The following is a 25,564-nucleotide window of genomic DNA, read 5'->3' as shown; positions in this document are numbered from 1 at the left end:
TTGCGTTATCTGCCCCTTTCCACGGCTGACCGTACAGCCATGCTGGCCACCATCGGTGCCGCCAGCGTCGACGATCTGTTTCAGGACGTGCCGGCCGAAGCCGTGCTGGATGGCCCCATTGCCGGCCTCCCGAACCACGCCAGCGAAATGGCGGTGGAACGCGCGCTGGTGAAGATGGCCGGCAAGAATTTGACCGCCAGCACCACGCCCTTCTTCGTCGGCTGCGGCGCCTACAAACATCATGTGCCGGCCACGGTGGACATGGTGATCCAGCGCGGCGAATTCCTCACCGCCTACACGCCCTATCAACCGGAAATCGCGCAAGGCACCCTGCAGGTCCTGTTCGAATTCCAGACCCAGGTGGCGCGGCTCACCGGCATGGAAGTGGCCAACGCCTCGATGTACGACGGCTCCACCGCCATGACAGAAGCGGTGTTCATGGCGCGCCGCATCACCCGCAAATCCAAGTGCATCGTGTCCGCCGGTGTCCACCCGCACTATACCTCGGTGCTGAAGACGCTCACCCGCTTCACTGGCGACGTGGTGGAAGCCGGAACTCCGGTGTTCACGCCGGGCGCGCCGGGCGATGACCTGTCCAGCCTGATTGCCAGCATTGACGCCGAAACCAGCTGCGTCGTCGTGCAGAACCCCAATCTGTTTGGCCATGTCGCCGATCTCACCCCGCTGGCCGATGCCTGCCACAAGGCCGGCGCGCTTCTCATCGTCGTGGTCACCGAAATCGTTTCGTTGGGCGCCATCAAGTCGCCGGGCGAAATGGGCGCCGATATCGTGGTGGGCGAAGGCCAATCGCTCGGCGCCGGGCTGCTGTTTGGCGGGCCGTACCTGGGCTTGTTTGCTTGCCGCGAAAAGCATGTACGCCAGGCCCCGGGCCGGCTGTGCGGCGAAACCGTGGACGCCAGCGGCAAGCGTGGTTTCGTGCTGACGCTGTCCACCCGCGAACAGCATATCCGCCGCGAGAAGGCGACCAGCAACATCTGCACCAATTCCGGCCTGATCGCGCTGGCCTTCTCCGCGCATCTGTCGCTGCTGGGCGAAAAGGGCCTGCGCCATCTGGCCGGCCTCAATCACGCCCGCGCCGTGCAGCTGGCTGATCGGCTGAGCCGCGTGCCCGGCGTGACTCTGCTGAACGGGCCGTTCTTCAACGAATTCACGTTGGACCTTGGCCGCGAAGTCCGCCCCGTCGTGCGCAAGCTGGCTGAAAAGGGCGTGCTGGGCGGCGTGTCGCTGGGCCGGTTGTGGCCGGGCGAAAAAGCGCTGGCCAACGCCATGATCGTGGCGGTGACCGAAACCGCGACCGACGAGGATTTTGACGCGTATGAAGACGCGCTGGACGAGGTGATGGCGTAATGACGACTGCAATGAACAACGTGGGCCGCCCCACCCGCCTCGTCGCCGGCACCGGTGCCGTCGCCGAAACCTTCACCGGCAACAAGGCGCTGATGCTGGAAGAGCCGTTGCTGTTCGAGCGCGGCTCGCTCGACACGTCGGGCGTTGATCTGCCGCCGGTGCCGCCGGTTCCGGATCGCCTCGGCGGCCTTGGCCGTGATGCCGTCATCGGTCTCCCGGGCTTTTCCGAGCCGGAAGCCGTGCGCCACTACACCCGCCTGTCGCGGCAGAATTATGCCATCGATCTCGGCATCTTCCCGCTGGGTTCGTGCACGATGAAGCACAATCCGCGCCTGAACGAGAAAATGGCGCGGCTGCCCGGCTTTGCCGACATTCACCCGCTGCAGCCGCAATCCACCGTGCAAGGCGCGCTCGAACTGATCGACGTGCTGGCCGATTGGCTGATGAAGCTGACCGGCATGCCGGCGGTGGCCATGAGCCCCAAGGCCGGCGCCCATGGCGAGCTGTGCGGCATGGTGGCGATCCGCGCCGCGCTTGATGCGAAGAACGATCCGCGCCGCGTCGTGCTGGTGCCGGAATCGGCGCATGGCACCAACCCGGCGACCGCGGCCTTCTGCGGATTCACCGTGGAAAACATTCCGGCCAACGATCGCGGCCGGGTCGATCTGGATGCAATGCTCGCTCGGCTCGGGCCGGATGTGGCGGCGGTGATGATCACCAACCCCAACACCTGCGGCCTGTTCGAGCCTGACCTGAAGCGTATCTCCGATGCGGTGCATGCGGTGGGAGGCTATGTCTATTGCGACGGTGCCAATTTCAACGCCATCGTTGGCCGCGTGCGCCCCGGCGATCTGGGCGTTGATGCCATGCACATCAACCTGCACAAGACCTTCTCCACCCCGCACGGTGGTGGCGGGCCGGGTTCAGGCCCAGTTGTGCTGTCGGCCGCGCTGGCCCCGTTCGCGCCGATCCCATTCGTGCGCAAGACCGCGACCGGCCTGGAACTGGTCGAAGAAGACACCGCCGGCACCCATGCGAACCAGAGCTTCGGCCGCATGGTCGCCTTCCACGGCCAGATGGGCATGTTCGTCCGCGCGCTCAGCTACATGATGAGCCACGGCGCCGATGGCCTGCGCCAGGTCGCCGAGGATGCGGTGCTCAACGCCAATTACATCCTTGCCAGCCTGAAGGATCTCTACACCGCGCCGTTCGCCGCCAGCGGCCCGTGCATGCACGAAGCGCTGTTCTCGGATGATTTCCTCGATGGCACCGGGCTTTCCACGCTCGATCTGGCCAAGGCGCTGATCGACGAAGGCTTCCACCCGATGACGGTCTATTTCCCGCTGGTGGTGCACGGCGCCATGCTGGTTGAACCCACCGAGACGGAGAGCAAGGCCAATCTCGATCAGCTGATCGGGGCGATGCGCCACGTCGCGACGCAAATGCTGGCCGATCCGGATGCCTGGCGCACGGGGCCGCATTTCGCGCCGCGCCGCCGGCTGGATGAGACGCTGGCGGCCCGCAAACCAGTGCTGGGTTACAAGGACAGCGAAGCGGCATGAACAATCAACATCGCAGTCAATGCTGATCAAGGATACTATTCCTTAACCTTGATACGCTAAATCGCCTGCCGTGCGAGGGGTGCACGGAGTTCAAGGGTCGATCTATGCGTATTCAGCTCATGTTGGCAGCGGCGACGGCCGTTTTGCCGCTCTCGCCTGCTCGAGCGGTGTATTCCATCACGATCGAAGCGCCGGGCATCCAGAACAGCACCGCCAGATTTGCGACTGTCGGTGTTGAGAGCTTCAACAGCAGAACTGCTGGTACAAACCAGATATTCAGCTCGAACTTCGGCGGTTCGGCTTTCAACGGCACCTATAGCCGGGTTCAGGTGATCAACGCCGATCAATTTGGCGGCGCCGGCGGCAGCGGCCGTTATGTCGTTCAGTTCGGGACCCCGGGCTTCACGCTGGACCTGACGTCATCGCGGCCGGGCGGTGTCACGTATTTCGGCTTCTGGCTGTCGGCGCTCGACAATGGGAACACGGTGCGTTTCTTTCAGAACAGCACGCAGTTGTTTACCTTTGATGCTACGGTGTTGCGCAATTTCGTCAATGCGCAGCCCAACGCCAGCGCCTATCGCTGCAATCCCAATGCGCCGGCCAATCGCAATTGCGGCGAGCCTTATGCCTTTCTGAACTTTTATGCCCGCGGCGGCACCAGCTTCGATCGCATCGTTTTCGACCAGGTGACGAGCGGCGGCTATGAAAGCGACAATCACACAGTCGGCCGCTGGTTGCAGCCGGGCGGCACCTGGGTGCCTCACGGCGCATCGGTATCGCCGGCGGGCATCACACCCAATGCAATTCCGGAACCAGCGGCTTGGATGATGCTGCTGGCCGGTTTTGGCCTAGTGGGCGCTATTTCGCGTCGCCGCACGAGTGCCATTTCCGTTTGACAGTTGATTTCGAACCAACGGTTGAATGAGCAGCGCCTTGATATCTGGATGCCAGGCGGGGGATTTTGCAGCGAGGAAAGCTGTTCAACCAGCCTGATCAGTTCGGCAGCGGCATGGGGCGATTAAACGCCGGGTGAAACGAAGTTGCGCTGCTGTTTGCCTGCGCCCCGGCCACACCGCTAATCGTCGCCACCAGCGCCAATTTCACGCTTTCCTGCAGACAAAGGCCTGCAATCAAGCGCATCACTTCACCAGTGCAAGTTCCCGTTCTACGGCGGGCATGATGCGCTTCACCATCACAGCCACGCCCTTGCCATTGGGGTGCATCCCATCGGCCAACTGCAGACCGGGCTGCGCGGCGACGCCATCCAGGAAGAAGGGATAGAGCGCCACACCATTCGCCTTCGCCACCGCCGGGAACATGGTTTCAAATTCCGTGACATAGGCCTTGCCCAAGGTGGGATTGGCCCGCATCCCGGCGACCAGCACGCGCGCGCTTTTGGCCTTGAACGTCTTCACCATCGCATCGAGATTCGCGCGCGCCGTCTTCGGTGGTTGCCCACGCAGCATGTCGTTGGCGCCCAGTTCCAGCACCACCAGATCAGGCTTCTGCTTCATGCCCGCCAGCACCCAGTTCACGCGGGCGCGCCCCTGTGTGCTGGTGTCGCCCGACACGCCGGCGCCGACAACGGTGACGTCGCGGCCTTTCGCTTTCAGCGCCTTTTCCAGTTGCGGGGCAAAGCCCTGGCCGGGCGGCAGTTGATAGCCGGCGGTCAGGCTGTCGCCATAGGCCAGTACCACGAGTGGCCGTGCCAGCGCCGCCTGCGACATGAACAGCGCGCCAAACAGCAACGCCATCTGGTAAAGCGCAGATCGAACACCTAATTCGGGCAAGACTCGAATCCTTTCAGCCAAGCGGGACGCGGATGAACAGCCATATGGTGATTGAAGCCCGCGATGTCACCCTGCGGCTGGGGAGCGGCGATGCCGCAGTCGATGTGCTGCGCGGGCTGACGCTTGATGTGCCGGCCGGCCAGCGACTTGCCATCCTCGGGCCGTCGGGTTCCGGCAAATCTTCGGCGATGGCCGTGCTGTCCGGCATGGAGCGCGCCACGAGCGGCAACGTGCGTGTGGCCGGTGCCGAATTCACCACCATGAACGAAGACGGCCTGGCCCGCGCCCGGCGCGGCCGCATCGGCATCGTGCTGCAGGCCTTCCACCTCATCCCGACCATGACCGCGCTGGAAAATGTTGCCGTGCCGCTGGAGCTGGCCGGCGAAGCCGACGTGCAGACCCGCGCCAAGGCCGAACTGGAAGCCGTTGGACTCGGCCATCGGCTCCACCACTATCCCACCCAGCTTTCCGGCGGGGAGCAGCAGCGTGTCGCCATCGCCCGGGCGCTGGTTGGCCGCCCGGCGCTGATCTTTGCCGATGAACCGACCGGCAATCTCGATGCCGCCACGGGGGCCGCGATCATCGATCTGCTTTTCGGCCGCCTGACGGAAACCGGCGCGACGCTGGTGCTGATCACCCACGACGCCGATCTGGCGCCGCTGTGTGATCGGATCATCACCATGCGCGACGGGCTGATCGTGGATGATCGCATGGATCTGGCGCAAGCCGCGGAATAAGGGGAAAAGACCATGACATTGTTCAGCTATTTCGACGGCACCGACGAACTGGAAGCCTATCTGGCGCTGCCGTCCGGCGATGGCCCATTCCCCTGCGTGCTGATCGCGCCGAACTGGGTGGGGCAAACCGCGTGGGACAACGCTTTGGCCGACAAGCTGGCCGCGCTTGGTTACGCCGCCATGGCCATTGACGTGTATGGCAAGGGCCGTCGCGGTGATCCGGCCGGCGATAACAGCGCCCTGATGGGCCCGTGGGTGGGTGATCGTACTGCGCTGCGCCAGCGCCTGCTCGCCGCTGTCGATGCCGCTGCCGGCCTGAAGCAGGTTGACGCCAACCGGCTCGCCATCATCGGCTATTGCTTTGGTGGCCTGTGCGCGCTCGATGTCGCGCGCGCCTGCGACCCGCGCGTCAAGGCGGCGGTGAGCTTCCACGGCATTTACAATCCGGGCCTGGGTGCGGCCGGGCCAATCAAGGCCAAGGTGATGGCGCTGCACGGCTGGGAAGACCCCTACACGCCGCCGCAGGATCACCACGCGCTGGCCGCCGAAATGACCGCGGCTGGCGCCGATTGGCAGATCCATGCCTATGGCAGCACCTATCACAGCTTCACCAACGAACATGCCAACGCGCCCGGCACCGCGATGTATAACGCTGCGGCTGACAAGCGCAGTTGGGCCGCGATGACCGGCCTGCTGGCAGAAACCCTCTGAGCCTCGCGCTTCGCCTCGCCTTGCGGGAATTGCGTGGCGGCCTGGCTGGTCTGCGCATTCTGGCCGTGTGCCTGGTGCTCGGCGTCGCCGCACTTGCTGGCGTCGGCAGTCTGGCCAGTGCCATCAACGCCGGGCTGGCCGAACGCGGCCAGTTCCTGATGGGCGGCGATGCGGCGCTGCGCGTTTCGGGCCGGAACCCCACGCCGGAACAGCGGGCAGCGGCCGCCGCTCTGGGTACGGTGGGCGACGTGGTGAAACTGCGCGGCATGGTCAGTCGTGGGGATGGCGGCGACAGCGTGCTCGCCGAAGTGAAGGCGGTCGATGCAACCTGGCCGCTTTATGGCCGGGTGGCGCTGGAAGGCGGCGGGCGCGTTGGCCCTGGCATGGCCGCCGCGCAACCGGTGCTGGCCGACAAATTGGGCCTGAAACCCGGCGATCGCCTGCAATTGGGCCAGGCCACACTCACCTATGCCGGCACATTGCTGGAAGAGCCGGACCGTGCCGGCGATGGCTTTGGCTTTGGCCCCGGCCTGGTGGTGGACGTGAAGGATCTGGAACGCGCCGAACTGATCACGCTGGGCAGCCTGTACGCCAGCGAACTGCGGGTGAAGCTGAAAACCGGCGTGTCGCTCGATGCCGCTCGCGAACGGTTGGAAGCGGTGGCCGGCGAGGGTGGCCGCGTGCGTGATCGCAGCAACGGCGCGCCCGGCACCCGCAATTTCGTCAACCAGTTGGGCCAGTTTCTCAGCCTGGTTGGCCTCACTGCGCTGGTGGTGGCCGGCGTTGGCGTGGCCGGCGGCGTCTCCGCCTATCTCGGTGCGCGCACCCGCACCATCGCCACGCTGAAAGTGCTGGGAGCCGACAGTGCCACGGTGCGCGCCGTCTACCTGTGGCAACTGGCGCTGGTTTCGAGCGGCGCGGTGCTGGTCGGTCTGGCCATCGGCGCGGCGACGCCGGGTGCAGTCGCGCAGTTGGCGGCCGCCAGCCTGCCGGTGCCACCTGCCACCGGGTTGCAATGGGGCGCGCTCGCTCAGGCGGCCTATTATGGCCTGGCCATCGCATTGGCTTTCGCCTTGTGGCCGCTGGCGGAAGGCGCGGGGATGCCTGCCGCGCGCCTGCTGCGCAGCCTGACCGAGAAACGCGCCCGCCCTGACAACACCACGTTGGCGATCATTGCCGGCGCAGCGATCTCCGTGCTGGCGCTGGTTGTGCTGCTGGCGGATGAGCAATTGTTCATGATGGGCTTTCTGGCTGGCGCCATCGGGCTGATCGTCGTGCTGTGGGCGCTGGCGGCCGGCGTGAAGTGGCTGGCGGCGCGGGTGCCCAAGCCCAAGGGCACGCTGGCGCGCCTCGCTCTGGCCAATCTCCATCGCCCCGGCGCGCCAACGCGCAATCTGGTGGTGGCGCTGGGCCTGGGCCTCACCCTGTTTGCCACGCTGGCCACGATCGAAGGCAATCTGGCCAGCCAGATCAATCGCACTATTCCCACCAAGGCCCCCAGCTTCTTCGTGCTCGATATCCCCAATGATCAAAAGGCCGCCTTTGCCGCGCTGGTGGAGCGCAAGGCGCCCGGCGCCCGTACGGTGATCGTGCCGTCCCTGCGCGGGCCGGTGACGGCGGTGAATGGCGTGCCGGCTCAGCAGATCAAGGCCGGTGCCGAAGGCTGGATTTTGCGCGGCGATCGCGGGCTTTCGTACGCGGCCGATTTCCCTGAAGCCAACACGTTGGTGAGCGGGAAATGGTGGCCGCGCAATCATGCCGGCCCGCCACTGATCAGCCTTGATGATCAGGCCGCCCAGGCGCTGGGCCTGAAGGTGGGCGACACTCTGAGTGTCTCCGTTCTGGGCGTGGACATCACCGCCCGCATCGCCAACACGCGAAAGATCGACTGGCAATCGCTGGGCTTCAACTTCGCCATCCTATTCGCGCCCGGCGCGCTGGAAGCCGCCCCGCATGGTTGGATGGCCACCGTGCAGGTGGTGCCACGCGAGGAACGTGCCGTCGCCCGCGCGCTCTCCGCCACTTTCCCCACCGCCTCGGTGGTGCGCGTGAAGGATGTGATCGGCCAGGTGCAGACATTGCTGGGCCAGCTTTCTGCCGCCATCCGCGCGGCCGCCAGCGTCACCGTGGCGGCCGGCATCGCCGTGCTGGTTGGCGCGTTGGCCGCGGGCGCGCGGGCGCGCACCTATGATGCGGTGCTGCTGAAGCTGCTGGGCGCGACGCGCGGCCAGGTGGCAGCGGCGACCCTGGCCGAATATGGCCTGCTCGCCGCCATCGTTTCGGGTCTGGCGCTGGTGCTGGGCAGTACGGCTGGCTGGTTCGTCGTCACCCAGATCTTCAAGCTGGATTGGACGCCGGATTGGCCGCGCGTGCTGCTCACCGTTGGTGTGGGCGCTGTTGTCACCGTCGTGCTCGGGCTCGCCGGCAACTGGCGGGCGCTGTCGGCCCGGCCGGCAGCGGTGCTGCGACAGTTGTGATTGCGCCGACGTAACGTTCGGCCATTGAAAATTCAGGCGGGATGCCCGATATTGATCGGGTCGTCGGCCATTTGCCGACCACAGGAGGAATTTTACGATGGCCAATAACGTGGACCCTCGGCTTGCTGCCTTCCGGGCCCAGGCCCAAGGCGACGCCGGCTTTGATGCCGGCCTGCGCAGCTACATGCTGTCGATCTACAACTATATGGCGTCAGGCGTGCTGCTCACCGGCATTGTCGCGCTGCTGGTTTATTCGACGCCGGCGCTGTTTGCGGTGTTCTTCAATCAGGTCGGTTCGCCCACCATCCTGGGCTGGGTGGCGATGCTGTCGCCGCTCGCCATCATCTTGGCGATGAACTTCGGACTGAACCGGATGAGCGAAACCTCGCTGAAGGGCCTGTTCTGGGGCTTTGCCGCGCTGATGGGCGTGTCGATGAGCGTCATCTTCGCCCGTTATACCGGCGCGTCGATCGCGCAGACCTTCTTCGTGACGGCGGCGTCGTTCGCTGGTCTCAGCCTCTATGGCTACACCACCAAGAAGGACCTGTCGGCGATGGGCCGTTTCCTGATGATGGGCCTGATCGGCATCATTGTCGCCTCGATCGCCAATATCTTCCTCGGCTCCAGCGGCTTGCAGTTGGCGGTGAACATTCTGGGCGTGCTGATCTTCGCTGGTCTCACCGCCTATGACACGCAGCGCCTGCGCGAGATGTATTATCAGGTCGCCGGCACCGAGTTCGCCGGCAAGTTCGCCGTGATGGGCGCGCTGACGCTGTACCTGAACTTCATCAACCTGTTCCAGTTCCTGCTCAGCTTCATGGGCAATCGTGACTGATCGGTTGAACTGACCAAAGTTAAGGCCCGGCTGGGAAACTCGCCGGGCCTTTTCTTTTGTGCAGGACATTCAGGCGGCAACAGCCGCCGCTTCGACCCAATCAATCCGGTCCTGCCCGAAGTGCATCTGCCCGGCGACAAAGCAGGTCGGCGCGCCGAACACGCCGCGCGCCACAGCGGCTTCGGTGTTGGTGATCAGGCGCTGCTTCACCTCCGGCTCCTGCGCCAGTGCCAGCAGGGCGGCAGCGTCATGGCCGGCTTCGGTCAGGGTGGCGGCTAGTATCTCGGCATCAGCCATGTTGCGGCCGTGCAGCCACATGCCGGCAAACAGCGTGTCGGTCACCGCTTCGAAGCGTTCGTCGCCCTGAAGGCCGGCCAGAATGCGCATCAGCGTGATGGTATTGACCGGGAAATAAGGATTGTTGCCCAGCGCTATGCCATCACGCGCGGCCCAGCGTTGCATGTCCTCGTTCATCCAGCGGCCCTTGGCGACGACCACTCCGGGCGGGCTGCCGCCGGTGGCCTTGAACACGCCGCCCAGCAGGATGGGAACCGGTACCAGGGTCGCCCCGGTGCGCGCAGCCACCTTTTTCAGGCGATGCCAGGCGAGATAGGCCGTGGGCGAACCCACGTCGAAGAGGAACTCGATAGGGTGTGGCATGGTCTTCTCCTTTACCAGCGTTCGATCCACGGCCGCAGATCCAGCTCGTGCGTCCAGGCGGAGCGCGGCTGGTGGTGCAGCTGCACATATTCTGCGGCAATCGCCTCGGGATCGAGAATGCCGTCCTCGCTCTTCAGGGCATAGCGATCGGGGAAATTGCTGCGGATGAACTCGGTGTCGATGGCGCCATCGATGATCGGGTGGACAACATGGATGCCCTTTGGCCCCAGTTCCCGCGCCATCGCTTGCGCCAGGCTCCTGAGCGCGAACTTGCCGCCAGAAAAGCCTGCAAACCCGGCCGAACCGCGCATAGAGGCAGTGGCCCCGGTGAAGATGATCGTGCCCCGCCCGCGCGGCACCATGCGGCGGGCCGCCTCGCGGGCGGTGATGAAGCCAGCCAGCGCACACATTTCCCAGATCTTGCGGTAACGACGCACGGTTTCATCGAGGATGCCCATGGGAGAGTTGGCACCGATGTTGAACACCAGCACCTCCACCGGGCCAATCTCGCGTTCGACCCGGTCGAACAGGCCGATCATCGCGTCTTCATCGCGGGCATCAGCGCCGATTGGCAGGCAGCGCCCGCCTTCATCTTCAATCCGCGCCGCCAGCGGGGCGAGGCCATCGCCCGTGCGCCGCACCGGCACCGCCACCAGACCATCGCGGGCAAAGGCCGCCGCCACCGCGCCGCCAGTGGCATCGCCGGCACCAATCACCACCGCCGCGCCGCTCATGCGCCAGCACCCATGATCATGCAGGTGGCGATGCCGGTGGCCAGCAATTTGCCGTTTGCGTCCACCAATGTGCCACGCGCCGTCGCCAGCCGGCGCCCGCGTGACACCACTTCGCCACGCGCGGTCACCCGGCCGGTGGCGGGCGTGATGGCCCGTACGAAACTGACATGCAGATCGGTGGTCACATAAGTCTCTTCGGCAGAGAGCGTGGTGTGGACGGCACAGCTCATTGCGCTGTCGAGCAGGGTGGCCGCAAAGCCGCCGTGGACGATGCCGATAGGGTTGCCGTGCTGGCTGCCGGGGACTGCGTGCATGATCATCGTGCCCTCGCCAGCCTCGCCGCCATCCATGGCCATCAGCGCGCCCATGCCGCTGCCACCCTTGCTGGCGGCCAGCGCACGCATCTGGGTGAGTCCGTCAGCTTTCTGTGTAATTGCAGTCATTCTGCGATCTCCAGACGTTCGTAGCTTTCATCGAGCAGGAAGCGCAAAGCCGCCAGCCGGCCGCCGCCCAGGCGCTGCTCCATCACGTCCTGCGCGGCTTGCCAGCCGGCCTGCGCGGCTGCGCGGCGTTGGTGGCCGACGTCGGTGAGCCACACAAGGCGCCCGCGCCGGTCTTCAGGGTCGATCTCGATGCGCAGCAGGCCATCACTGGCCAGGGGTTTGACCAGGCGCGAAACGGTCGACGCATTAGCCGCCAGTCGCTCTGCAAGCGCGCCAATTGCCAGTCCGCGCCGGCGCGACAAGCAGGCAAGCAGGCCGAACTGGCCGATGGTCAGTCCGTGAAGGTTGAGCGCGTCGTCATAGATCTGGCTGACTTGCCGCGACAGCCGCCGCACCTTGGCCGCTGTGCACAATGCCGCCGGACCGGGCGGCAGTGCGGAGGCAGGCGACTCGGGTGGGCTTGTGCTCATGCCCACAGAATAAGATGCAATTGCAGATAATCAACCGCCGGATTTCAGCAGTGCCAGCGTGCGCTGCCAGGCCAGATCGGCAGCCGCCTTGTCATAGCGGGCGGGCGAGGTGTCGTTGTTGAAGGCGTGATTGACGCCCGGATAGGTATGGGCCTCGAACCGCACCCCGGCGGCGGTGAGTGCGGCCTGCCAGGCCGGGCCCATGGCGTTGATCCGCTCATCCAGGCCGGCATAATGCAGCATCAACCGCGCCTTCACCCGCGTTGCGTCGGACACGTCCTGCGGCGCCGCGCCATAATAAGCCGCGCCAGCACGCAAGGCCGGGCCGGCGGCCACCGCCAGCGCGTTGACCATGCCGCCGCCCCAGCAGAAGCCTACCGCGCCCGGCGCACCCTTGCCTGGGGCACTTGCAGCCAGCCATTTCAGCGTGGCGACGCCATCGGCCACCGTTTGCTGGCGATCGAGCGCACCGATCATGGTGCGCGCCGTGTCCTCGGCGCTGATTGTGCCGTCACCCAGCGTTGGCGTGCCGCCGTTTGGCGCCAGGAAATCAGCGGCCAGCGCCACCAGGCCTTCGGCGGCAAGGCGGCGGGCAACATCGCGGATATGATCGTTAAGCCCGCGGTTCTCGTGAATGACGAGCACGCGCGGCGCCGCGGCCGCGCCCTTGGCCGGTTCGGCGAGGTATCCCGACATTTCCCGGCCAGCCCCAACGGAAAAGCGCACATCGCCCACCTTGATGCGCGCATCATCATCCGCCACCAGGGGCGCCGCATCGGCGCGCGCCGCAATCAGGCCGAGCAGGGCGTTGGCCGCCGCTGTGCCACCGGCCAGCCGCGCCATTTGCGCTACCATATCCCGCCGGCTGAGGTCGCCGACATGGGTGAAGCGATCATAAAGCGCGATAATCACCTGGGTCGGTTGCGTCTCGGTCATCCTGCTTCTCCTGCGGCCAATTCCGCCAGTGCGGTGGGGGTGTCGATATCGACAAGGCACGCGGCCGATGGTGCCGCGACTTCGGTGACGGTGAAATCGGCCATGGCTGCCTTGCCGCCGTTGTCGCCGGTCAGGGCCATCAGGCGGGTAAAAGCTGCGCGTGGCCAACGCGCCGGGTGGCCGCGACGGCCATCCCACAGCGGCACCACCAGCTCTCCCGGCGTGGCCGCCAGCGCGTCAATCAGCGCGGGTTCCACGGCAGGCATGTCGCCCAGGCAAATCAGTGCTGCATCCCAATCGGCAGGCACGGCTGCGATGCCGGCCGCCAGGCTGCGACCCATACCCTCGGCCCAGTCGGGCGCCGTAACGAACTGCACATCATGCCCGGCCAGCGCAGTGCGCACCGCTGCTTCATCATGGCCCAGCACCACGATCGGCGGTGGCAGCCCGGCGGCGGCGATCGCATCCACAGCGTGTGCCACCAAGGGCTTGCCGCGCCAGGGTGCCAGCAATTTGTGGCCGGCACCAAAGCGGCTGGAGCGGCCGGCGGCGAGCAGTATTGCGCCAACCCGGCCCGGCGCGCTGGCGACCGCCCGCGGTTCCGGCCGTTCGGCTTCGGGCAAAAGGCCGCCGTCACCCATGGCGGCGATCGTCTCTGCGTTTACGGCCAAGTCAGCGGCGAGGCGTTCCAGCACCAGATCGAGGCCGTTGCGCTTGGGGCTCTTGGCGCAACCGGGCAGGCTGATCACCGGGCGGCCAGCCAGCGTGCCCAGCACCAGCAGATTGCCGGGATCGACCGGCATGCCCAGCCGTTCTACCGTGCCGCCTGCCGCAATAATGGCCTGTGGGATCACGTCACCGCGATCGACCGTGGCCGATGCGCCGGCGACCAAAAGAAGATCGGCACTGCATCGGGTCAGCTGAGAGGCCAGCGCAGCCACATCGTGCGGGCAGGGCGGCAGCATTTCCATCCGGCTGCCCAGCGCCGTGATCCGCGCGGCCGTCACCCGCTCCAGCTTGGCGAGCACCTTGGCGCTGGTGCCGGGCAGGGTGGTGGCAATCAGCGCGATGGATAGGGGCCGGAAGGCCGCCACCATCAACGGACGCGCGGCGGCGATGGCGGCGCCCAGCGCGTCGCCGGTGACGGCATAATTGATCGTCTTGATGGTGGCGACGATGGTACCTGCCGCCACCCGCGTGCCGGTGGGCAGCGTGGCGAGGGTGAGGGCTTCATCGACAGCATTGACCGCAGCCACCATGCCGGGCGGGGCAGTGAACAGGCCAGCGGCGGTGGCGGCAAGATTGACGCGGCCGTGCACCGGCACCAACGCCGCCAACCCCGGCCCGGCCAGTGCTGCGGCCAGCGCAGCGGCGGCGTCATCCTCGGCCACGTCGCTGGGCTCCAGCCGGGCAACGACCAATTCGATAACGCCTGCCGCAGCGGCATCGGCGAGATCGGCAGCGTCCAGAACATGGCCCTTGGGCAGGCGGCGCTGGCCGATCTGCTGCCCGTGCGCCAGCAAGGCCCCTTCGGCCTGTGCCAGCGGAACCGGCCCGAACTTCATGACGTGAGCGCGTTTCTCCATGCCGCAGTCATCTGCGCGGCGATGGAGAGCGCAATTTCGGCGGGGCCGGTGGCACCGATGGCAAGGCCAGCCGGGCCATGGATACGAGCCAGATCATCCGGGCCAAAGCCTTGCGCCGCCAGCCGTTCCAGCCGTCCGGCGTGATTTTTTCGGCTGCCCAGCGCCGCGATATAATAGGCCGGTGATCGCAACGCTGCGGCCAGCGCCACATCATCGATCTTGGGATCATGGGTAAGCGCGACCACGGCAGACGCCGGGTTGAGCAGTCCATCGAGCGCCTCGTCGGGCCAGCGGCGATCAAGTTCCAGCCCGGCAAAGCGCGCATCGGCGGCAAATAACCCGCGTGGATCGATCACCGTTGGCACCACGCCCAGCCCGTCGGCCAACGGCACCAGCGCCTGCGCGATGTGCACGGCGCCGATGATGAACAGCCGGCGCGGGGGCGGATAGCGGCGCACGAACGGGCCGACTTCTCCGGCAACGGCGCGCCCGGTGGCAGGATCGCTGCTGATCGCCGCCATGCGTCCGGCAGATGTGGCTGCCAGCACATTGGCAACGAGCGCCGGCGGCAGTGCATCATCGGCGAATCGTTGCACCAGGATCGATATGCGCCCACCGCATGCCAGCCCCGCCGTCCACGCCACCGTGTCGGCCACACCATAATCCAGCACGGCGTGGCCGGCCTGCGCGGATATCATGTCTTGCGCCGCCAGGATCACATCGGCTTCGACACAGCCGCCGGAAACGCTGCCTTCGAACAGGCCATCGGCGCGGATGGCAAGATGGCTGCCTTCGCGGCGCGGGGCTGATCCCCAGGTCGTGATGACGGTGGCAATCGCCACGCCATGACCAGCCTGAATCCACCCCAGCGCAGTAGCCAGGGTGGTCAGATCCTCGTCGCGGCCAACGCCCGTCACATCGTCATTCCGGATCCCACGCCGGACCATTGCCAGAGCAGGAAAAGCAGCGTGACGAGGATGAGACCGGTGGCCCAGGCCAAGGGCGACAGACCACCGGCGGCAGGTTCCGCTTCGGCGGCTGCCGCCTGATCGGACGCGGCCGCCAGCGCCACGATGTCGACAGGCGGTGCTTCTACTTCGGCCTTCAGTTTGGCGAAGAAGCCTTCGGCATATTGCTTTGCCGCACCTTCCACCAGCCGGGCGCCGAGCTGGGCCAGCTTGCCGCCCACCTGGGCCTTCACCACATAATCCAGTTGCGTCTTGGCCGGGCTCAATTCGGTGAGCACGACATCGGCGCTGCCCTTGGCAAAGCCGGCGACTCCGCCCTTGCCTTCACCCACCAGGCGATAGCGCTCGGGCGCAACGATATCTTCCAGCCGCACAGTGCCGGCGAAGCGTGCACGCACCGGGCCCACCTTGGCTTGCATGACGCCATCGAAAACCGGCGTATCTGCTTCAGTGCGGGTCAAACTCTCCACGCCATCGATGCAGCGGGCCAGCACATCGGGATTATTCAACGCCGCCCACAATACATGGCGCGGGCTGGCGATTTCCACCGATCCTGCAAGGTCCATAAACTCTCTTTCCAGTTCAAGGCGGTGGCGGTGCGATCGTGCCCTTTCGATGCCAGTTTCACATGACAAGTCAATCATGAGCGGAAAAGCATTATTGCGATTTAAAAACTATCCGTTAATAATCTGTCTATGTCTGGTGTGCTGCGGGGTGTGTATCGTGCGTTGTAGGGTCTGGGGGTTTTGATGAAGGGCGCCGAAGAAGCGACGCAGCTTGCCGCTGATGAAGTCATCGTGCGTGGCACGATGAAGTGGTTCGATCCGGTCCGCGGCTATGGGTTCATGGTGCCATCGGCGGGCGATGGTGCGGATGTGCTGGTGCATTTCAGCCTGGTTCGCGAACTGGGTCGCCGCACCTTGCCGGAAGGCGCGACACTTACCTGCATTGTGGTCGCGCGGGATCGCGGCCGCCAGGCGCGGCGCATCACCGATCTTGATCTCACCACTGTCGTGGGTCCGGATCCGGAAACCGCCGCCGCGCGCGCGGCCGATCGCGTCAATCCGCAGGCCATGCTGGCCGCCGCCGGACCGTTCGAACCGGCGCTGGTGAAGTGGTTCAACCGGCTGAAAGGCTATGGTTTCATGGTGCGGCCGGGCTCCACCGAGGACATTTTTATCCACATGGAAACCGTGCGCATGGCCGGGCTGGGTGAATTGCAGCCGGGGCAAGCCCTGGAAGTGCGGGTGGCACCTGGGCACAAGGGGCCATTGGCGGTTGCGGCACAACCGGCTAATACGCCGGAGTGATGAACTCCATACGCTCCGCCGCCTTCCTGTTCAGTCTTGCCGCGCTGGTGCCATTGGCACCGGCAGCCGCTGCTACTTGCCCCAACAGCGGCTTGCGCATCGTCCCTGTGGCATTTCAAACGGCCAAGGGTCGGTTCGTCTACAAGGTCGAAGTGGCGGCAACGGCCGAAGAACAGGCTTGCGGCATGATGTTCCGCGATCGCATGGCGCCGGGCACGGGCATGGCCTTCCCGATGCAGCCCCCCCGCGCCACCGGTTTCTGGATGGAAAATACGCCGCTGCCGCTGGACATCATTTATGTCTCTGCAGCGGGGCGGGTGCTGAACGTGCGGCGTGGCCAGCCTTATTCGCGCGAGGTGCTCGATTCCGCCGGGGTCACGGCTGACGTGATCGAACTGGCGGCGGGTGAAGCGGAACGGATCGGGCTGAAGCCGGGCGATCGCGTGCGTCGGTAATCAGGGTAATCGGGCTGATCAGCGGGCGTCTGGGTCGAGCAGGCGCTGCCACCAGCTTTGCGCCTTCACTTGGGTGCCGCGGTGCATTTCCATCTGCCAGTGCGGCAGGCTGCTCGGCTCCACTTCGCGGCCCTGATTGTCGACCACTAAGATGGCGATATTGCCGACCGGGTCGCGCCGAGCCGCCAGTGAATGGCTGCCACCATCAAGCACGAATTCATGACTGCCATCGGCCATCAGATCGAGCAGGGAGGACGGCGTGGCTATCCAGCCCGGGCCAAGGATGCGATCGAGCACCGCACCTGTCGGGGGGGGCAACAGCCTTTAACGCAGAAACAATGTACCGAGCCATAAACCACCGTAATACATAAATGTTGCAACGCGACATTTATGTCGTGGTTTTGGTTAATTTGAAAGACAGTCGCAGGTTACGCCGGGTTTGATGCTGGCCGGCCGGAGCAATGCCAGGTCATCAGCGGCGGAAGAAACGCCGCTGATTCATCGGCATCGGCGTGGTCTTCTCACGGAACACGATGCGGCCCTTGTCCAGATCATAGGGCGTCATTTCCACATGAACGCGGTCGCCCACGATGGAACGGATGCGGTTCTTGCGCATCTTGCCGGCGGTGTAGGCGATGATCTCGTGCTCGTTTTCCAGCTTCACGCGGAAACGCCCGTCGGGCAGGATTTCGGTGATTTCACCTTCGATCCGGATGATTTCCTCTTTCGGCATGTTAAGCCTGAATCCCGCTGGCAAACTGCATGAATGATCCTGTGTTAAGCGTGCCGCCGGTGGTGGTTCGCCGCGACTGGCCTGCCCCATGACCTGAACCATGCAAAATTGCAACCTTGCCACCTTGGCAAAGCGCGGCTTTGGCGGCAGGTGTGGCCCACATTCATCAGGGGATTCTTCATGAAAAGCCGCGCCGCCGTCGCCTTTGCGCCCAACCAGCCGCTCGAAATCGTCGAGGTTGACCTGGAAGGCCCGAAGGCCGGCGAAGTGCTGGTGGAGATCATGGCCACCGGCATCTGCCATACCGATGCCTACACGCTGGAAGGCAAGGACAGCGAGGGCATATTCCCGTCGATCCTGGGCCATGAAGGCGCCGGCATCGTGCGCGAGGTTGGCGCCGGCGTCACCAGCGTTGCGCCCGGCGATCATGTCATCCCGCTCTACACGCCGGAATGCCGCCAGTGCAAAAGCTGCCTTTCCGGCAAGACCAACCTGTGCACAGCCATCCGCGCCACGCAGGGCAAGGGCCTGATGCCGGACGGCACGACCCGCTTTTCGTACAAGGGCCAGCCAATCTTCCATTACATGGGCTGTTCGACCTTCTCGAACTTTACCGTGCTGCCGGAAATCGCGGTGGCCAAGATCCGCACCGACGCGCCGTTCGACAAGGCCTGCTACATCGGCTGCGGCGTCACCACCGGCGTGGGCGCGGTGGTGAAGACGGCCAAGGTCGAACCCGGCGCGCGCTGCATCGTGTTTGGTCTGGGCGGCATCGGGCTGAACGTCATTCAGGGCCTGAAGCTGGTAGGCGCGGACCAGATTGTCGGCGTGGACATCAATCCGGATCGCGAAACCTGGGGCCGCCAGTTCGGCATGACCGATTTCGTGAACCCGAAGGACGTATCGGGCGATCTGATCGCGCATCTGGTGGCGCTCACCGATGGCGGGGCGGATTATACCTTCGATTGCACCGGCAATACCGACGTCATGCGCACCGCGCTGGAAGCCTGCCACCGCGGCTGGGGCGAGAGCATCATCATCGGGGTCGCCGAAGCTGGCAAGGAAATCGCCACGCGTCCGTTTCAGCTCGTGACCGGCCGGGTGTGGAAGGGCAGCGCCTTTGGCGGCGCGAAGGGCCGCACCGATGTGCCGAAGATCGTCGATTGGTACATGAACGGCAAGATCGCCATCGATCCGATGATCACCCACGTGCTGGATCTGGACGGCATCAACAAGGCGTTCGACCTGATGCATTCGGGGGAAAGCATCCGCAGCGTCGTGGTGTTCTGATGGAAACGCTGAGCCGCGCCGCCTGCCATGGCGGGGTGCAGAGTTTTCACAGCCATGCCAGCAGCAGCACCGGCACGGCGATGCGTTTCGGCGTATTCGTGCCACCGGGGAAGGGGCCATTCCCGGTGCTGTGGTGCCTTGCCGGACTGACCTGCACCGAAGAGACGTTTGCCATCAAGGCCGGCGCCCAGCGTCTTGCGGCGGAACTGGGCCTGATGCTGGTGACGCCCGATACAAGTCCGCGCGGCGAAGCTGTGGCCGATGATCCGGCGTGGGACATGGGGCAGGCGGCGAGCTTCTACCTCGATGCCACGCAACAACCGTGGGCAGCGAATTTCCGGATGCGGACGTGGCTGATCGACGAACTGCCTCGCTTGATCGCGGCGCATTTCTCGGCCGACATGGCTCGGCAGGGCATCACTGGGCACAGTATGGGTGGCCACGGCGCGCTCACGCTGGCGTTGAAGCATCCGGGCGTGTTTCGTAGCGTGTCAGCCTTTGCGCCCATCGTCGCGCCGACCCAGGTGCCATGGGGGCAAAAGGCGCTGCCGGCCTATTTGGGCGATGATCCGGCGGCGCACGCGGCGCATGACGCCTGCGCGTTGATCGATGGCGGCGCAAAGGTAGCCGAACTGCTGGTCGATCAGGGCGAAGCAGACGCGTTCCTGGCCGAACAGTTGCGCCCGGAACTGCTGGAAGTCGCCTGTGCCCACGCCAGCATCCCGCTGACGCTTCGCCGCCACGCCGGATACGACCATGGCTATTGGTTCGTGCAGAGCTTCGTCGCCGATCACCTGCACTGGCACGAAGCGCGGTTGAACGGTTAGGGTGCTAGGATCAGGGATCAGGGTGCTCGGGCGACCGGCACTTCGATCAGCGTCGGCGCATCGCTTGCAAGAGCGGCCTTGAACGCATCGATCAGCGCCGGAATACTGTCCACCCGCACGCCCTGCACGCCGTGGGCCGTCGCCAGCGCCATGAAATCGATCGCCGGTTCGGTCAGGTCCATCGCCACGAACACGCCTTCGCGGGCGCTGTGATCGCCGATGGCGCGGGTGCGCTGTTTCAGGATCCGATAGCTGCTATTGTTGAAGACGATGGTGACGACCGGCAGCTTGTAGTGGGCGCACGTCCACAGCGCGGCGGCCGAATACATCAGGCTGCCATCGCCGGTGAGCGCCACCACCGGCCGGCCCGGGTTGGCCAATTGCATGGCAGCGGCCTGGGGCAGGGCCACGCCGATGCCGCCGCCGCGCATGCCGAACCAGGAGTCGGGCCTTGTCGCGGGCAGCAATTGGCGCACGGCGTTCATGCCCGAGGAGAGCAGCTCTTCGATGATGATGGCATCCTCGGGCATCGCTTCGCCCAGCCGTTTCAGAACGGCCATCGGGTCCATCGGGCTGGCATCCATTGCGGCTTCGGCCTTGGCGAACAGCGCGGCCTTGGTTTCGGCAATCTTTGCTTCAACGCCGGCCCGGCGAGACGCGCCGCTGCCTTGAACCAGTGCGGTCAATTCGGGCAGCGTTGCCTTCGGGCAGCCCTGAATGGCGGCAGTGGCGGCGAAATTCTTGCCGATCTGCCACGGCTCGTCATCCAGCTGCACAAGCTTTGTGCCCGGCGCGAGCGCTTCCACCCCGGTGGCCTGGCTTTGGGTTAGCAGGTCTGCGCCGATGCTGATCAGCAGATCGTGATTTTGCATGACGCCGCGCAGCGCCGGCGTCATGCGCGGCACGGTGCCGGCATAGAGCGGATGGCTCGACGGGAAGGCGGCGCGATTGGCCATGCCTTCCATATACACGGGCGCGCCCACGGCTTCGGCAAACGCCACGACTTCGGCAAAGGCGTCGCGGTTGGCCACGCAATCGCCGGCGAAGATCACCGGGGTTTCGGCGCCCGCAATCAGCGCGGCGGCCTTGGCAATTTCGTTTGCATCACCGCGAATGCCAGTACCGATGCGGGTCGGCGCGCCGATGTCCAGGCCTTCCGGCGCCATCGCTGTTAACACGTCGCCGGGGATGGAGAGGAACACCGGGCCGGTGGGGGCCGTCAGTGCCACCTTGGCCGCCCGGCGCACGGCGCGCGGCAGTTCCTCGATGCTGTTCACCTCGAACGACCATTTGCAGAGCGGGCGGGCCATGGTGGCCAGATCGTCCCACAGCAATGGCTCGGTCAGGCGGATGCTCATGTCCTGCTGGCCGGCGGTCACCATCACCGGCGCACCGGCCTTGGCGGCGTTGTAGAGCATGCCCATGGCATTCCCCAGGCCCGGCGCGGCGTGCAAGTTGCACACGGCGAGCTTGCCGGTGGCCTGGGCCCAGCCATCGGCCATGCCCATCACCACCACCTCGTTCAGGCCGAGCACATAACGCAGCCGATCTTCGACCACGAAGGCATCAAGCAGTGGCAACTCGGTCGTACCGGGGTTGCCAAAGATGATCTCCACACCCTCCGAATGCAGGATATCGAGGAAGAGGTGCTTGCCGGCCCGCGGCGCAGCCACTTGATTGCTCACGGGATCATCTCGCCTTCGGTCACAGGTGGCAGCCGCACACTTCCATCAAGCAACGGCGCGCCGGGCAGATAGGCGCGGAACATCAGCACGAACTTGCCCTTGGGCGCCGGCAGCCAGTTCACCACCCGCTCACCCGACGGTTTGCCGTGTTGCACGAACAACTCAATGCTGCCGTCGCGTTCCGGGCGCAAATGCTGGGATCGGTCGCCCACGGCGAAGCGATTGAGGTCGTTGGGAACGAAGAACAGCCGGCCATCGGGCGCCTGTTCGTACATGGTCAGTGACCAGAAAGCGCCCACCGGCAGATTGCCTGGCATTTTCACCCGCCAGCTCTTCGCGCCGGTTAGCGGGCGGCCTTCGGCATCCTTGGTGGCTGAAACATAGATCGCCTCGATGCGGGGCAGGGCGGCGAGTCCACCAAGCGCGACGCGGGCGCGCAGATCATCATCCTCGCCATAGAGCGCCATGTTGAACGGCGGATAGACCCAGCCATCGACGCCTTCGTCCGCGGTAAGCCCGCCCTTCAGTTCGTGGATCAGCGCCGGCAGGCTGTCGTTCCACAGTTTCTGCTGTTCCGGCGCCAGCGTTTCCCAGCTCTTGCCCAGGCCCTGATCGGCAAATTGCGCGGCGCGGTTGGCGAGCAGGGTGTCGCCGGAGCGCTCGATGGCAGCATTGACGGTGGCAAGAAACGCCTTGCCATTGGGCTTCGCCGGCACCTTTAGATCGAGCGGCGTGTCGCCGGCCACGGCCGAGAGCGTATAACGGGTGAGGCCATCGGCAGCGGCGGCCAGATCCTCCTCGCCATTCACCACCACGCGTACCAAGAGCCAAGCATCGTTGGACTGGGAGCGCACCATTTCGACCCCGGCCGGCAGATCGCCGCGCCAATTGGGGCCAACAATGGCATAGCGGCCGCCATTGGCACCCACCGTGCGTGTGCCGAGGACGGCGATCACATCGCTAGTGATGCTCATCAGCGCGGCGGAATGATAGCGCTTCAGCGCCGGGATCGAGAAGAACACCGGGCCCTGTGACAGGTCGAGCCAGGCCGAGCCATAAAGCGTATCGTTGTTGGGCGTCGTTACCTCGCGGGTGGTGGCATCGGCCAGGGTCAGCCGCGGGACAATGGCGTTGATGCCGGTTCCCATGCCGGCGGCGGACATGCGAGCCACCTGCGCCTGCCTGGTCCGCAGCATTTCATAGGGTGCAAAGCCGAAGCGGAAAGCGCGGCGCAGGGCCTGGATTTCCGGTGTGTCGGGCAGCGGAGCCGGGATCACATTTGCCGGCGCGGCGGGCTTGGCCGCAGGCTTTGAGGGCGCAGGTTTGGCAACCGGCTTGGCCGGTGCAGCCTTTTTTGCCGGCGCACGTGTCGGCGCGGCAGCCCCCGGCTGGGCCAGCATGGCCAGTGCGACGGCGACGATTCCCCAATGGTGGCCCATTCGCCTCTCCCTGATCATTTCGTCCGTCAATGCCCAAGGGGGTGAGCGGCGTAAAGTGCGGTGTTGCGAATCTCTCGATCAGGAGTGGGAAGAATGAGCGAAGCCTATATCGTTGCCGCCCAGCGCACCGCCGGTGGCCGCCGTGGTGGCCTGCTGCGCGATTGGCATCCGGCTGATCTTGCCGGCAAGGTGCTGGATGCGCTGGTCGACAAGACCGGGGTTGATCCGGCCCTGATCGAAGATGTGATCATGGGCTGCGTGGGCCAGGGCGGCCAGCAGAGCACCAACGTCGCGCGCAATGCCGTGCTGAGTTCAAAGCTGCCGGAATCGGTGCCGGGCACCAGCGTCGACCGCCAGTGCGGCTCCAGCCAGCAGGCCATCCATTTTGCTGCCGCCACGGTGATGAGCGGCCAGATGGACGTGGTGATTGCCGCCGGCGTCGAATCGATGACCCGCGTGCCGATGGGCATGACCGTGGCGCTGCCCGCCAAGGCCGGCATGGGCATGCCCTATGGCGATGCCATGGCCGCGCGCTACCCCGGCATCCAGTTCAGCCAGTTCACCGGCGCCGAAATGATCGCCGCCAAATATGGGCTGACCAAGGACATGCTCGACGAATTTGGTTATGAAAGCCAGGTGCGCGGCGCCCGTGCGGCCAAATCGGGCGCGTTCGATGCCGAAATCGTGCCGATCAACGTGACGACGCATGATGGCGCGCCGCACGTCCATACCCAGGATGAAGGCATCCGCTTTGATGCCAGCCTGGAAGGCGTGAAGGGCGTCAAACTGATCAACCCGGAAGGCGGCCGGCTGACGGCGGCGACCAGCAGCCAGATCTGCGACGGCGCATCGGGCGTGCTGATTGTCAACGAACGCGGGCTGAAGGCGCTGGGCGTCAAGCCGCTGGCCCGCATCCACACCATGACGGTGGTTGGCGAAGACCCGGTGATCATGCTGGAAGCGCCCATCGGCGCCACCAAGAAGGCGCTGCAGCGCGCCGGCATGAGCATCAGCGATATTGATCTTTATGAGGTGAACGAGGCCTTTGCTTCGATCCCGATGGCCTGGCTGCAGGTGCTGGAAGCCGATCACGCCCGACTGAACGTCAATGGCGGCGCGATTGCGCTGGGGCACCCGCTCGGCGCGTCGGGCACCAAGCTGATGACGACGCTGGTGCATGCCCTGCACGCCCACGGCAAGCGCTGGGGCCTGCAGACCATGTGCGAAGGCGGCGGCTTGGCCAACGTCACCATTATCGAGGCGCTTTGACATGACCTATACCCAGATCGCCCTCGATATCGACGGGCCCATCGCCACCATCACGCTCGATCGGCCGGAGAAATTGAACGCCTTCACCGGCGTGATGATGACCGAAATCATCGCAGCGTTCGATGAAACCGACGCCAATGATCAGGTCAAGGCGGTGATCGTTACCGGCCGTGGCCGTGCCTTCTGCGCCGGAGCCGATCTCAGCGCCGGCGCTGCCACCTTCGATTATGAAAAACTGGGCGGCGCCCGCAGCGCCAATCCGATGCAGGACGATGGCAGCATCGACTGGACGCACCCGGCCACTCGCGACGGCGGCGGCCAGATGACCATGCGCATCTTCCGCAGCCTCAAACCCGTGATCGCCGCCGTGAACGGGCCGGCAGTGGGCATCGGCGTCACCATGCAATTGGCGATGGACATGCGGCTGGCCAGCGACACGACGCGCTTCGGTTTCGTCTTTGCCCGGCGCGGCATCGTGCCGGAAGCCGGATCGAGTTGGTTCCTGTCCAAGCTTGTTGGCCTGCCGCAGGCGCTGGAATGGTGCATGACCGGCCGCGTGTTCGATGCGGCTGAAGCGCTGAAAGGCGGCCTCGTCCGTTCCACCCACGCGCCCGATGATCTGTTGCCCGCCGCTCGCGCGCTGGCGATGGAGATCGCCGAGAACACTGCGCCGGTGTCGGTGGCACTTACCCGGCAGATGCTGTGGCGCATGGCGGGCGCGCCCAGCCCGTGGGATGCGCACCGGCTCGATTCAAAGATGGTCTACATGCGCGGCCGCTCGGGCGATGCCAAGGAAGGCGTGGTCAGCTTCCTTGAAAAGCGCCCGCCGGCTTATCCGGACACGGTGAGCCAGAACATGCCGGAAAACGTGTTCCCGTGGTGGCCAGAAGAAAAGTGGTGATGGAAGGCTGGTAAGCGCGCTTAAGCCTGTTCGAGCAGGTCCGTCACGTCCAACCCTAGCTGGGCGATGCGGGCTTGCACGCGCGGCCATTCCTCGGTGAGGAACTGGTGGCGTTCCTGGGTGAGCAGATTGTTCAGCGCCCCATCGGCGGCAAACAGGCCGACGCCCTTGCGTGCCCGCACCAAGCCGGTGGCTTGCAGATCCTGATAGGCCTTGGCGACAGTGAGCGGGTTCACGCCGGCTTCGGCCGCCAGAGCGCGCACCGACGGCAACATGGCGCCATCACCCAGCGTAAGGATGCGACCGATGATCAGATCGCGGATCTGGCGGTAGATGGGACGATCGGTGGCAAACATGCACTGTTGTATGCCGCCAGCA

The 25,564-nt window shown here is 65.3% G+C and carries 28 protein-coding genes; 13 read left to right on the top strand and 15 right to left on the bottom strand.

Annotated features, from left to right (window positions below; genetic code table 11):
• The 3 genes from gcvPA to Q7O19_RS02175 all read left to right on the top strand — a co-directional run bounded on the left by gcvPA (window position 1) and on the right by Q7O19_RS02175 (window position 3,826).
• Window positions 1-1,368, top strand: coding sequence for an aminomethyl-transferring glycine dehydrogenase subunit GcvPA (gene gcvPA, locus Q7O19_RS02185; protein ID WP_303808382.1), 1,368 nt, complete (start codon window positions 1-3; stop codon window positions 1,366-1,368).
• An 11-nt stretch (window positions 1,369-1,379) separates the two neighbouring features.
• A complete protein-coding gene (gcvPB, locus tag Q7O19_RS02180; protein WP_273461410.1) occupies window positions 1,380-2,930 on the top strand; it encodes an aminomethyl-transferring glycine dehydrogenase subunit GcvPB in 1,551 nt (516 codons plus the stop codon).
• Between the two features lie 104 nt (window positions 2,931-3,034).
• Complete coding sequence (locus tag Q7O19_RS02175; protein ID WP_303808381.1) at window positions 3,035-3,826, top strand: PEPxxWA-CTERM sorting domain-containing protein; 792 nt, start codon at window positions 3,035-3,037, stop codon at window positions 3,824-3,826.
• A gap of 97 nt (window positions 3,827-3,923) precedes the next feature.
• On the opposite strand, the gene Q7O19_RS02170 is transcribed toward Q7O19_RS02175, so the two are convergent.
• Together Q7O19_RS02170 and Q7O19_RS02165 are read right to left on the bottom strand one after the other, a co-directional pair.
• On the bottom strand, window positions 3,924-4,073 hold the full coding sequence (locus Q7O19_RS02170; protein ID WP_303808380.1) for a hypothetical protein: 150 nt from the start codon (window positions 4,071-4,073) through the stop codon (window positions 3,924-3,926).
• Window positions 4,070-4,684 (bottom strand): arylesterase, encoded by a 615-nt coding sequence (locus tag Q7O19_RS02165; protein WP_273461401.1) that lies wholly within the window; start codon window positions 4,682-4,684, stop codon window positions 4,070-4,072. Before Q7O19_RS02165 ends, Q7O19_RS02170 begins: the two co-directional genes overlap by 4 nt.
• Before the next feature lie 68 nt (window positions 4,685-4,752).
• Between Q7O19_RS02165 and Q7O19_RS02160 the strand changes: the two genes are divergently transcribed.
• The 4 genes from Q7O19_RS02160 to Q7O19_RS02145 all read left to right on the top strand — a co-directional run bounded on the left by Q7O19_RS02160 (window position 4,753) and on the right by Q7O19_RS02145 (window position 9,480).
• Window positions 4,753-5,457: an ABC transporter ATP-binding protein gene (locus tag Q7O19_RS02160; protein ID WP_303808379.1), complete on the top strand. Its 705-nt coding sequence runs from the start codon at window positions 4,753-4,755 to the stop codon at window positions 5,455-5,457.
• Window positions 5,458-5,469: 12 nt separating this feature from the next.
• Window positions 5,470-6,168: a dienelactone hydrolase family protein gene (locus Q7O19_RS02155; protein ID WP_303808378.1), complete on the top strand. Its 699-nt coding sequence runs from the start codon at window positions 5,470-5,472 to the stop codon at window positions 6,166-6,168.
• A 20-nt stretch (window positions 6,169-6,188) separates the two neighbouring features.
• Window positions 6,189-8,645 (top strand): ABC transporter permease, encoded by a 2,457-nt coding sequence (locus Q7O19_RS02150; protein ID WP_303808377.1) that lies wholly within the window; start codon window positions 6,189-6,191, stop codon window positions 8,643-8,645.
• 97 nt (window positions 8,646-8,742) lie between these two features.
• Entirely contained in the window at window positions 8,743-9,480 is a 738-nt protein-coding gene (locus tag Q7O19_RS02145; RefSeq protein WP_303808376.1) for a Bax inhibitor-1/YccA family protein, read from the top strand.
• A gap of 69 nt (window positions 9,481-9,549) precedes the next feature.
• Here Q7O19_RS02145 and Q7O19_RS02140 read toward each other — a convergent pair whose 3' ends face one another.
• From Q7O19_RS02140 to Q7O19_RS02105, 8 genes are read right to left on the bottom strand one after another with little or no spacing between them, the layout of a single operon-like run.
• Complete coding sequence (locus tag Q7O19_RS02140; protein ID WP_273462186.1) at window positions 9,550-10,140, bottom strand: 2-hydroxychromene-2-carboxylate isomerase; 591 nt, start codon at window positions 10,138-10,140, stop codon at window positions 9,550-9,552.
• A gap of 11 nt (window positions 10,141-10,151) precedes the next feature.
• A complete protein-coding gene (locus tag Q7O19_RS02135) occupies window positions 10,152-10,874 on the bottom strand; it encodes an SDR family oxidoreductase (protein WP_273462187.1) in 723 nt (240 codons plus the stop codon).
• Window positions 10,871-11,317, bottom strand: coding sequence for a PaaI family thioesterase (locus tag Q7O19_RS02130; protein WP_303808374.1), 447 nt, complete (start codon window positions 11,315-11,317; stop codon window positions 10,871-10,873). The genes Q7O19_RS02135 and Q7O19_RS02130 overlap by 4 nt, the downstream gene beginning before the upstream one ends.
• Window positions 11,314-11,787 (bottom strand): MarR family winged helix-turn-helix transcriptional regulator, encoded by a 474-nt coding sequence (locus tag Q7O19_RS02125; RefSeq protein ID WP_303808373.1) that lies wholly within the window; start codon window positions 11,785-11,787, stop codon window positions 11,314-11,316. The genes Q7O19_RS02130 and Q7O19_RS02125 overlap by 4 nt, the downstream gene beginning before the upstream one ends.
• Window positions 11,788-11,817: 30 nt before the next feature.
• A complete protein-coding gene (locus Q7O19_RS02120) occupies window positions 11,818-12,723 on the bottom strand; it encodes a dienelactone hydrolase family protein (RefSeq protein ID WP_303808372.1) in 906 nt (301 codons plus the stop codon).
• Window positions 12,720-14,309 carry an NTP transferase domain-containing protein gene (locus tag Q7O19_RS02115; protein WP_303808371.1) on the bottom strand — a complete coding sequence of 530 codons (1,590 nt, stop codon included), beginning with the start codon at window positions 14,307-14,309 and terminating at the stop codon, window positions 12,720-12,722. Before Q7O19_RS02115 ends, Q7O19_RS02120 begins: the two co-directional genes overlap by 4 nt.
• Window positions 14,285-15,226, bottom strand: coding sequence for an XdhC family protein (locus tag Q7O19_RS02110; protein WP_303808370.1), 942 nt, complete (start codon window positions 15,224-15,226; stop codon window positions 14,285-14,287). The genes Q7O19_RS02115 and Q7O19_RS02110 overlap by 25 nt, the downstream gene beginning before the upstream one ends.
• Window positions 15,223-15,843: a CoxG family protein gene (locus Q7O19_RS02105; protein WP_303808368.1), complete on the bottom strand. Its 621-nt coding sequence runs from the start codon at window positions 15,841-15,843 to the stop codon at window positions 15,223-15,225. Before Q7O19_RS02105 ends, Q7O19_RS02110 begins: the two co-directional genes overlap by 4 nt.
• Window positions 15,844-16,026: 183 nt before the next feature.
• On the opposite strand from Q7O19_RS02105, the gene Q7O19_RS02100 reads away from it, so the two are divergent.
• Together Q7O19_RS02100 and Q7O19_RS02095 are read left to right on the top strand one after the other, a co-directional pair.
• On the top strand, window positions 16,027-16,587 hold the full coding sequence (locus Q7O19_RS02100) for a cold-shock protein (protein WP_303808366.1): 561 nt from the start codon (window positions 16,027-16,029) through the stop codon (window positions 16,585-16,587).
• A complete protein-coding gene (locus Q7O19_RS02095; protein WP_303808389.1) occupies window positions 16,587-17,042 on the top strand; it encodes a DUF192 domain-containing protein in 456 nt (151 codons plus the stop codon). Before Q7O19_RS02100 ends, Q7O19_RS02095 begins: the two co-directional genes overlap by 1 nt.
• Before the next feature lie 18 nt (window positions 17,043-17,060).
• On the opposite strand, the gene Q7O19_RS02090 is transcribed toward Q7O19_RS02095, so the two are convergent.
• Both Q7O19_RS02090 and infA read right to left on the bottom strand, forming a co-directional pair.
• The gene (locus Q7O19_RS02090) at window positions 17,061-17,360 is read right to left on the bottom strand and encodes a hypothetical protein (protein ID WP_303808365.1); all 300 of its coding nucleotides are present in this window, start codon (window positions 17,358-17,360) and stop codon (window positions 17,061-17,063) included.
• Between the two features lie 154 nt (window positions 17,361-17,514).
• Window positions 17,515-17,775, bottom strand: coding sequence for a translation initiation factor IF-1 (gene infA, locus Q7O19_RS02085; RefSeq protein WP_017668801.1), 261 nt, complete (start codon window positions 17,773-17,775; stop codon window positions 17,515-17,517).
• A gap of 180 nt (window positions 17,776-17,955) precedes the next feature.
• On the opposite strand from infA, the gene Q7O19_RS02080 reads away from it, so the two are divergent.
• Together Q7O19_RS02080 and fghA are read left to right on the top strand one after the other, a co-directional pair.
• Window positions 17,956-19,065, top strand: a complete 1,110-nt coding sequence (locus Q7O19_RS02080) for an S-(hydroxymethyl)glutathione dehydrogenase/class III alcohol dehydrogenase (RefSeq protein ID WP_303808363.1) — start codon at window positions 17,956-17,958, stop codon at window positions 19,063-19,065.
• Window positions 19,065-19,892, top strand: a complete 828-nt coding sequence (fghA, locus tag Q7O19_RS02075; RefSeq protein ID WP_303808361.1) for an S-formylglutathione hydrolase — start codon at window positions 19,065-19,067, stop codon at window positions 19,890-19,892. Before Q7O19_RS02080 ends, fghA begins: the two co-directional genes overlap by 1 nt.
• 17 nt (window positions 19,893-19,909) lie before the next feature.
• Here the strand turns inward: fghA and Q7O19_RS02070 are convergent, their stop codons facing one another.
• Both Q7O19_RS02070 and Q7O19_RS02065 read right to left on the bottom strand, forming a co-directional pair.
• Window positions 19,910-21,577, bottom strand: a complete 1,668-nt coding sequence (locus Q7O19_RS02070) for a thiamine pyrophosphate-binding protein (protein ID WP_303808359.1) — start codon at window positions 21,575-21,577, stop codon at window positions 19,910-19,912.
• Window positions 21,574-23,016, bottom strand: a complete 1,443-nt coding sequence (locus Q7O19_RS02065) for a DUF1254 domain-containing protein (RefSeq protein ID WP_303808357.1) — start codon at window positions 23,014-23,016, stop codon at window positions 21,574-21,576. Before Q7O19_RS02065 ends, Q7O19_RS02070 begins: the two co-directional genes overlap by 4 nt.
• A gap of 93 nt (window positions 23,017-23,109) precedes the next feature.
• Here Q7O19_RS02065 and Q7O19_RS02060 point away from each other — a divergent pair, with 93 nt between their 5' ends.
• Both Q7O19_RS02060 and Q7O19_RS02055 read left to right on the top strand, forming a co-directional pair.
• Window positions 23,110-24,285 carry an acetyl-CoA C-acetyltransferase gene (locus Q7O19_RS02060; protein WP_303808355.1) on the top strand — a complete coding sequence of 392 codons (1,176 nt, stop codon included), beginning with the start codon at window positions 23,110-23,112 and terminating at the stop codon, window positions 24,283-24,285.
• 1 nt (window position 24,286) lies between these two features.
• Window positions 24,287-25,186 carry a crotonase/enoyl-CoA hydratase family protein gene (locus Q7O19_RS02055; RefSeq protein WP_303808353.1) on the top strand — a complete coding sequence of 300 codons (900 nt, stop codon included), beginning with the start codon at window positions 24,287-24,289 and terminating at the stop codon, window positions 25,184-25,186.
• A gap of 20 nt (window positions 25,187-25,206) precedes the next feature.
• Here the strand turns inward: Q7O19_RS02055 and Q7O19_RS02050 are convergent, their stop codons facing one another.
• Window positions 25,207-25,542: a GntR family transcriptional regulator gene (locus tag Q7O19_RS02050; RefSeq protein ID WP_303782471.1), complete on the bottom strand. Its 336-nt coding sequence runs from the start codon at window positions 25,540-25,542 to the stop codon at window positions 25,207-25,209.
• Window positions 25,543-25,564 lie beyond the last annotated feature (22 nt).

The sequence above is a fragment of the Sandarakinorhabdus limnophila DSM 17366 genome (assembly GCF_945882885.1).
Classification (GTDB): Bacteria; Pseudomonadota; Alphaproteobacteria; order Sphingomonadales; family Sphingomonadaceae; genus Sandarakinorhabdus; species Sandarakinorhabdus limnophila_A.
Note: the sequence above shows the minus strand (reverse complement) of the source record. Positions and strands in the feature narration are given on the sequence as shown.

Excerpts from the sequence above, each read along its gene's own strand:
- Q7O19_RS02165 (WP_273461401.1), bottom strand. The coding sequence starts at position 4,684 with ATGGCGTTGCTGTTTGGCGCGCTGTTCATGTCGCAGGCGGCGCTGGCA.
- Q7O19_RS02130 (WP_303808374.1), bottom strand. The coding sequence starts at position 11,317 with ATGACTGCAATTACACAGAAAGCTGACGGACTCACCCAGATGCGTGCG.
- Q7O19_RS02175 (WP_303808381.1), top strand. The coding sequence starts at position 3,035 with ATGCGTATTCAGCTCATGTTGGCAGCGGCGACGGCCGTTTTGCCGCTC.
- Q7O19_RS02100 (WP_303808366.1), top strand. The coding sequence starts at position 16,027 with ATGAAGGGCGCCGAAGAAGCGACGCAGCTTGCCGCTGATGAAGTCATC.
- Q7O19_RS02050 (WP_303782471.1), bottom strand. The coding sequence starts at position 25,542 with ATGTTTGCCACCGATCGTCCCATCTACCGCCAGATCCGCGATCTGATC.
- gcvPB (WP_273461410.1), top strand. The coding sequence starts at position 1,380 with ATGAACAACGTGGGCCGCCCCACCCGCCTCGTCGCCGGCACCGGTGCC.
- Q7O19_RS02105 (WP_303808368.1), bottom strand. The coding sequence starts at position 15,843 with ATGGACCTTGCAGGATCGGTGGAAATCGCCAGCCCGCGCCATGTATTG.
- Q7O19_RS02055 (WP_303808353.1), top strand. The coding sequence starts at position 24,287 with ATGACCTATACCCAGATCGCCCTCGATATCGACGGGCCCATCGCCACC.
- Q7O19_RS02065 (WP_303808357.1), bottom strand. The coding sequence starts at position 23,016 with ATGGGCCACCATTGGGGAATCGTCGCCGTCGCACTGGCCATGCTGGCC.
- Q7O19_RS02125 (WP_303808373.1), bottom strand. The coding sequence starts at position 11,787 with ATGAGCACAAGCCCACCCGAGTCGCCTGCCTCCGCACTGCCGCCCGGT.
- Q7O19_RS02155 (WP_303808378.1), top strand. The coding sequence starts at position 5,470 with ATGACATTGTTCAGCTATTTCGACGGCACCGACGAACTGGAAGCCTAT.
- Q7O19_RS02120 (WP_303808372.1), bottom strand. The coding sequence starts at position 12,723 with ATGACCGAGACGCAACCGACCCAGGTGATTATCGCGCTTTATGATCGC.
- Q7O19_RS02135 (WP_273462187.1), bottom strand. The coding sequence starts at position 10,874 with ATGAGCGGCGCGGCGGTGGTGATTGGTGCCGGCGATGCCACTGGCGGC.
- Q7O19_RS02115 (WP_303808371.1), bottom strand. The coding sequence starts at position 14,309 with ATGGAGAAACGCGCTCACGTCATGAAGTTCGGGCCGGTTCCGCTGGCA.
- Q7O19_RS02145 (WP_303808376.1), top strand. The coding sequence starts at position 8,743 with ATGGCCAATAACGTGGACCCTCGGCTTGCTGCCTTCCGGGCCCAGGCC.
- infA (WP_017668801.1), bottom strand. The coding sequence starts at position 17,775 with ATGCCGAAAGAGGAAATCATCCGGATCGAAGGTGAAATCACCGAAATC.
- fghA (WP_303808361.1), top strand. The coding sequence starts at position 19,065 with ATGGAAACGCTGAGCCGCGCCGCCTGCCATGGCGGGGTGCAGAGTTTT.
- Q7O19_RS02095 (WP_303808389.1), top strand. The coding sequence starts at position 16,587 with ATGAACTCCATACGCTCCGCCGCCTTCCTGTTCAGTCTTGCCGCGCTG.
- Q7O19_RS02140 (WP_273462186.1), bottom strand. The coding sequence starts at position 10,140 with ATGCCACACCCTATCGAGTTCCTCTTCGACGTGGGTTCGCCCACGGCC.
- Q7O19_RS02080 (WP_303808363.1), top strand. The coding sequence starts at position 17,956 with ATGAAAAGCCGCGCCGCCGTCGCCTTTGCGCCCAACCAGCCGCTCGAA.
- Q7O19_RS02160 (WP_303808379.1), top strand. The coding sequence starts at position 4,753 with ATGAACAGCCATATGGTGATTGAAGCCCGCGATGTCACCCTGCGGCTG.
- Q7O19_RS02060 (WP_303808355.1), top strand. The coding sequence starts at position 23,110 with ATGAGCGAAGCCTATATCGTTGCCGCCCAGCGCACCGCCGGTGGCCGC.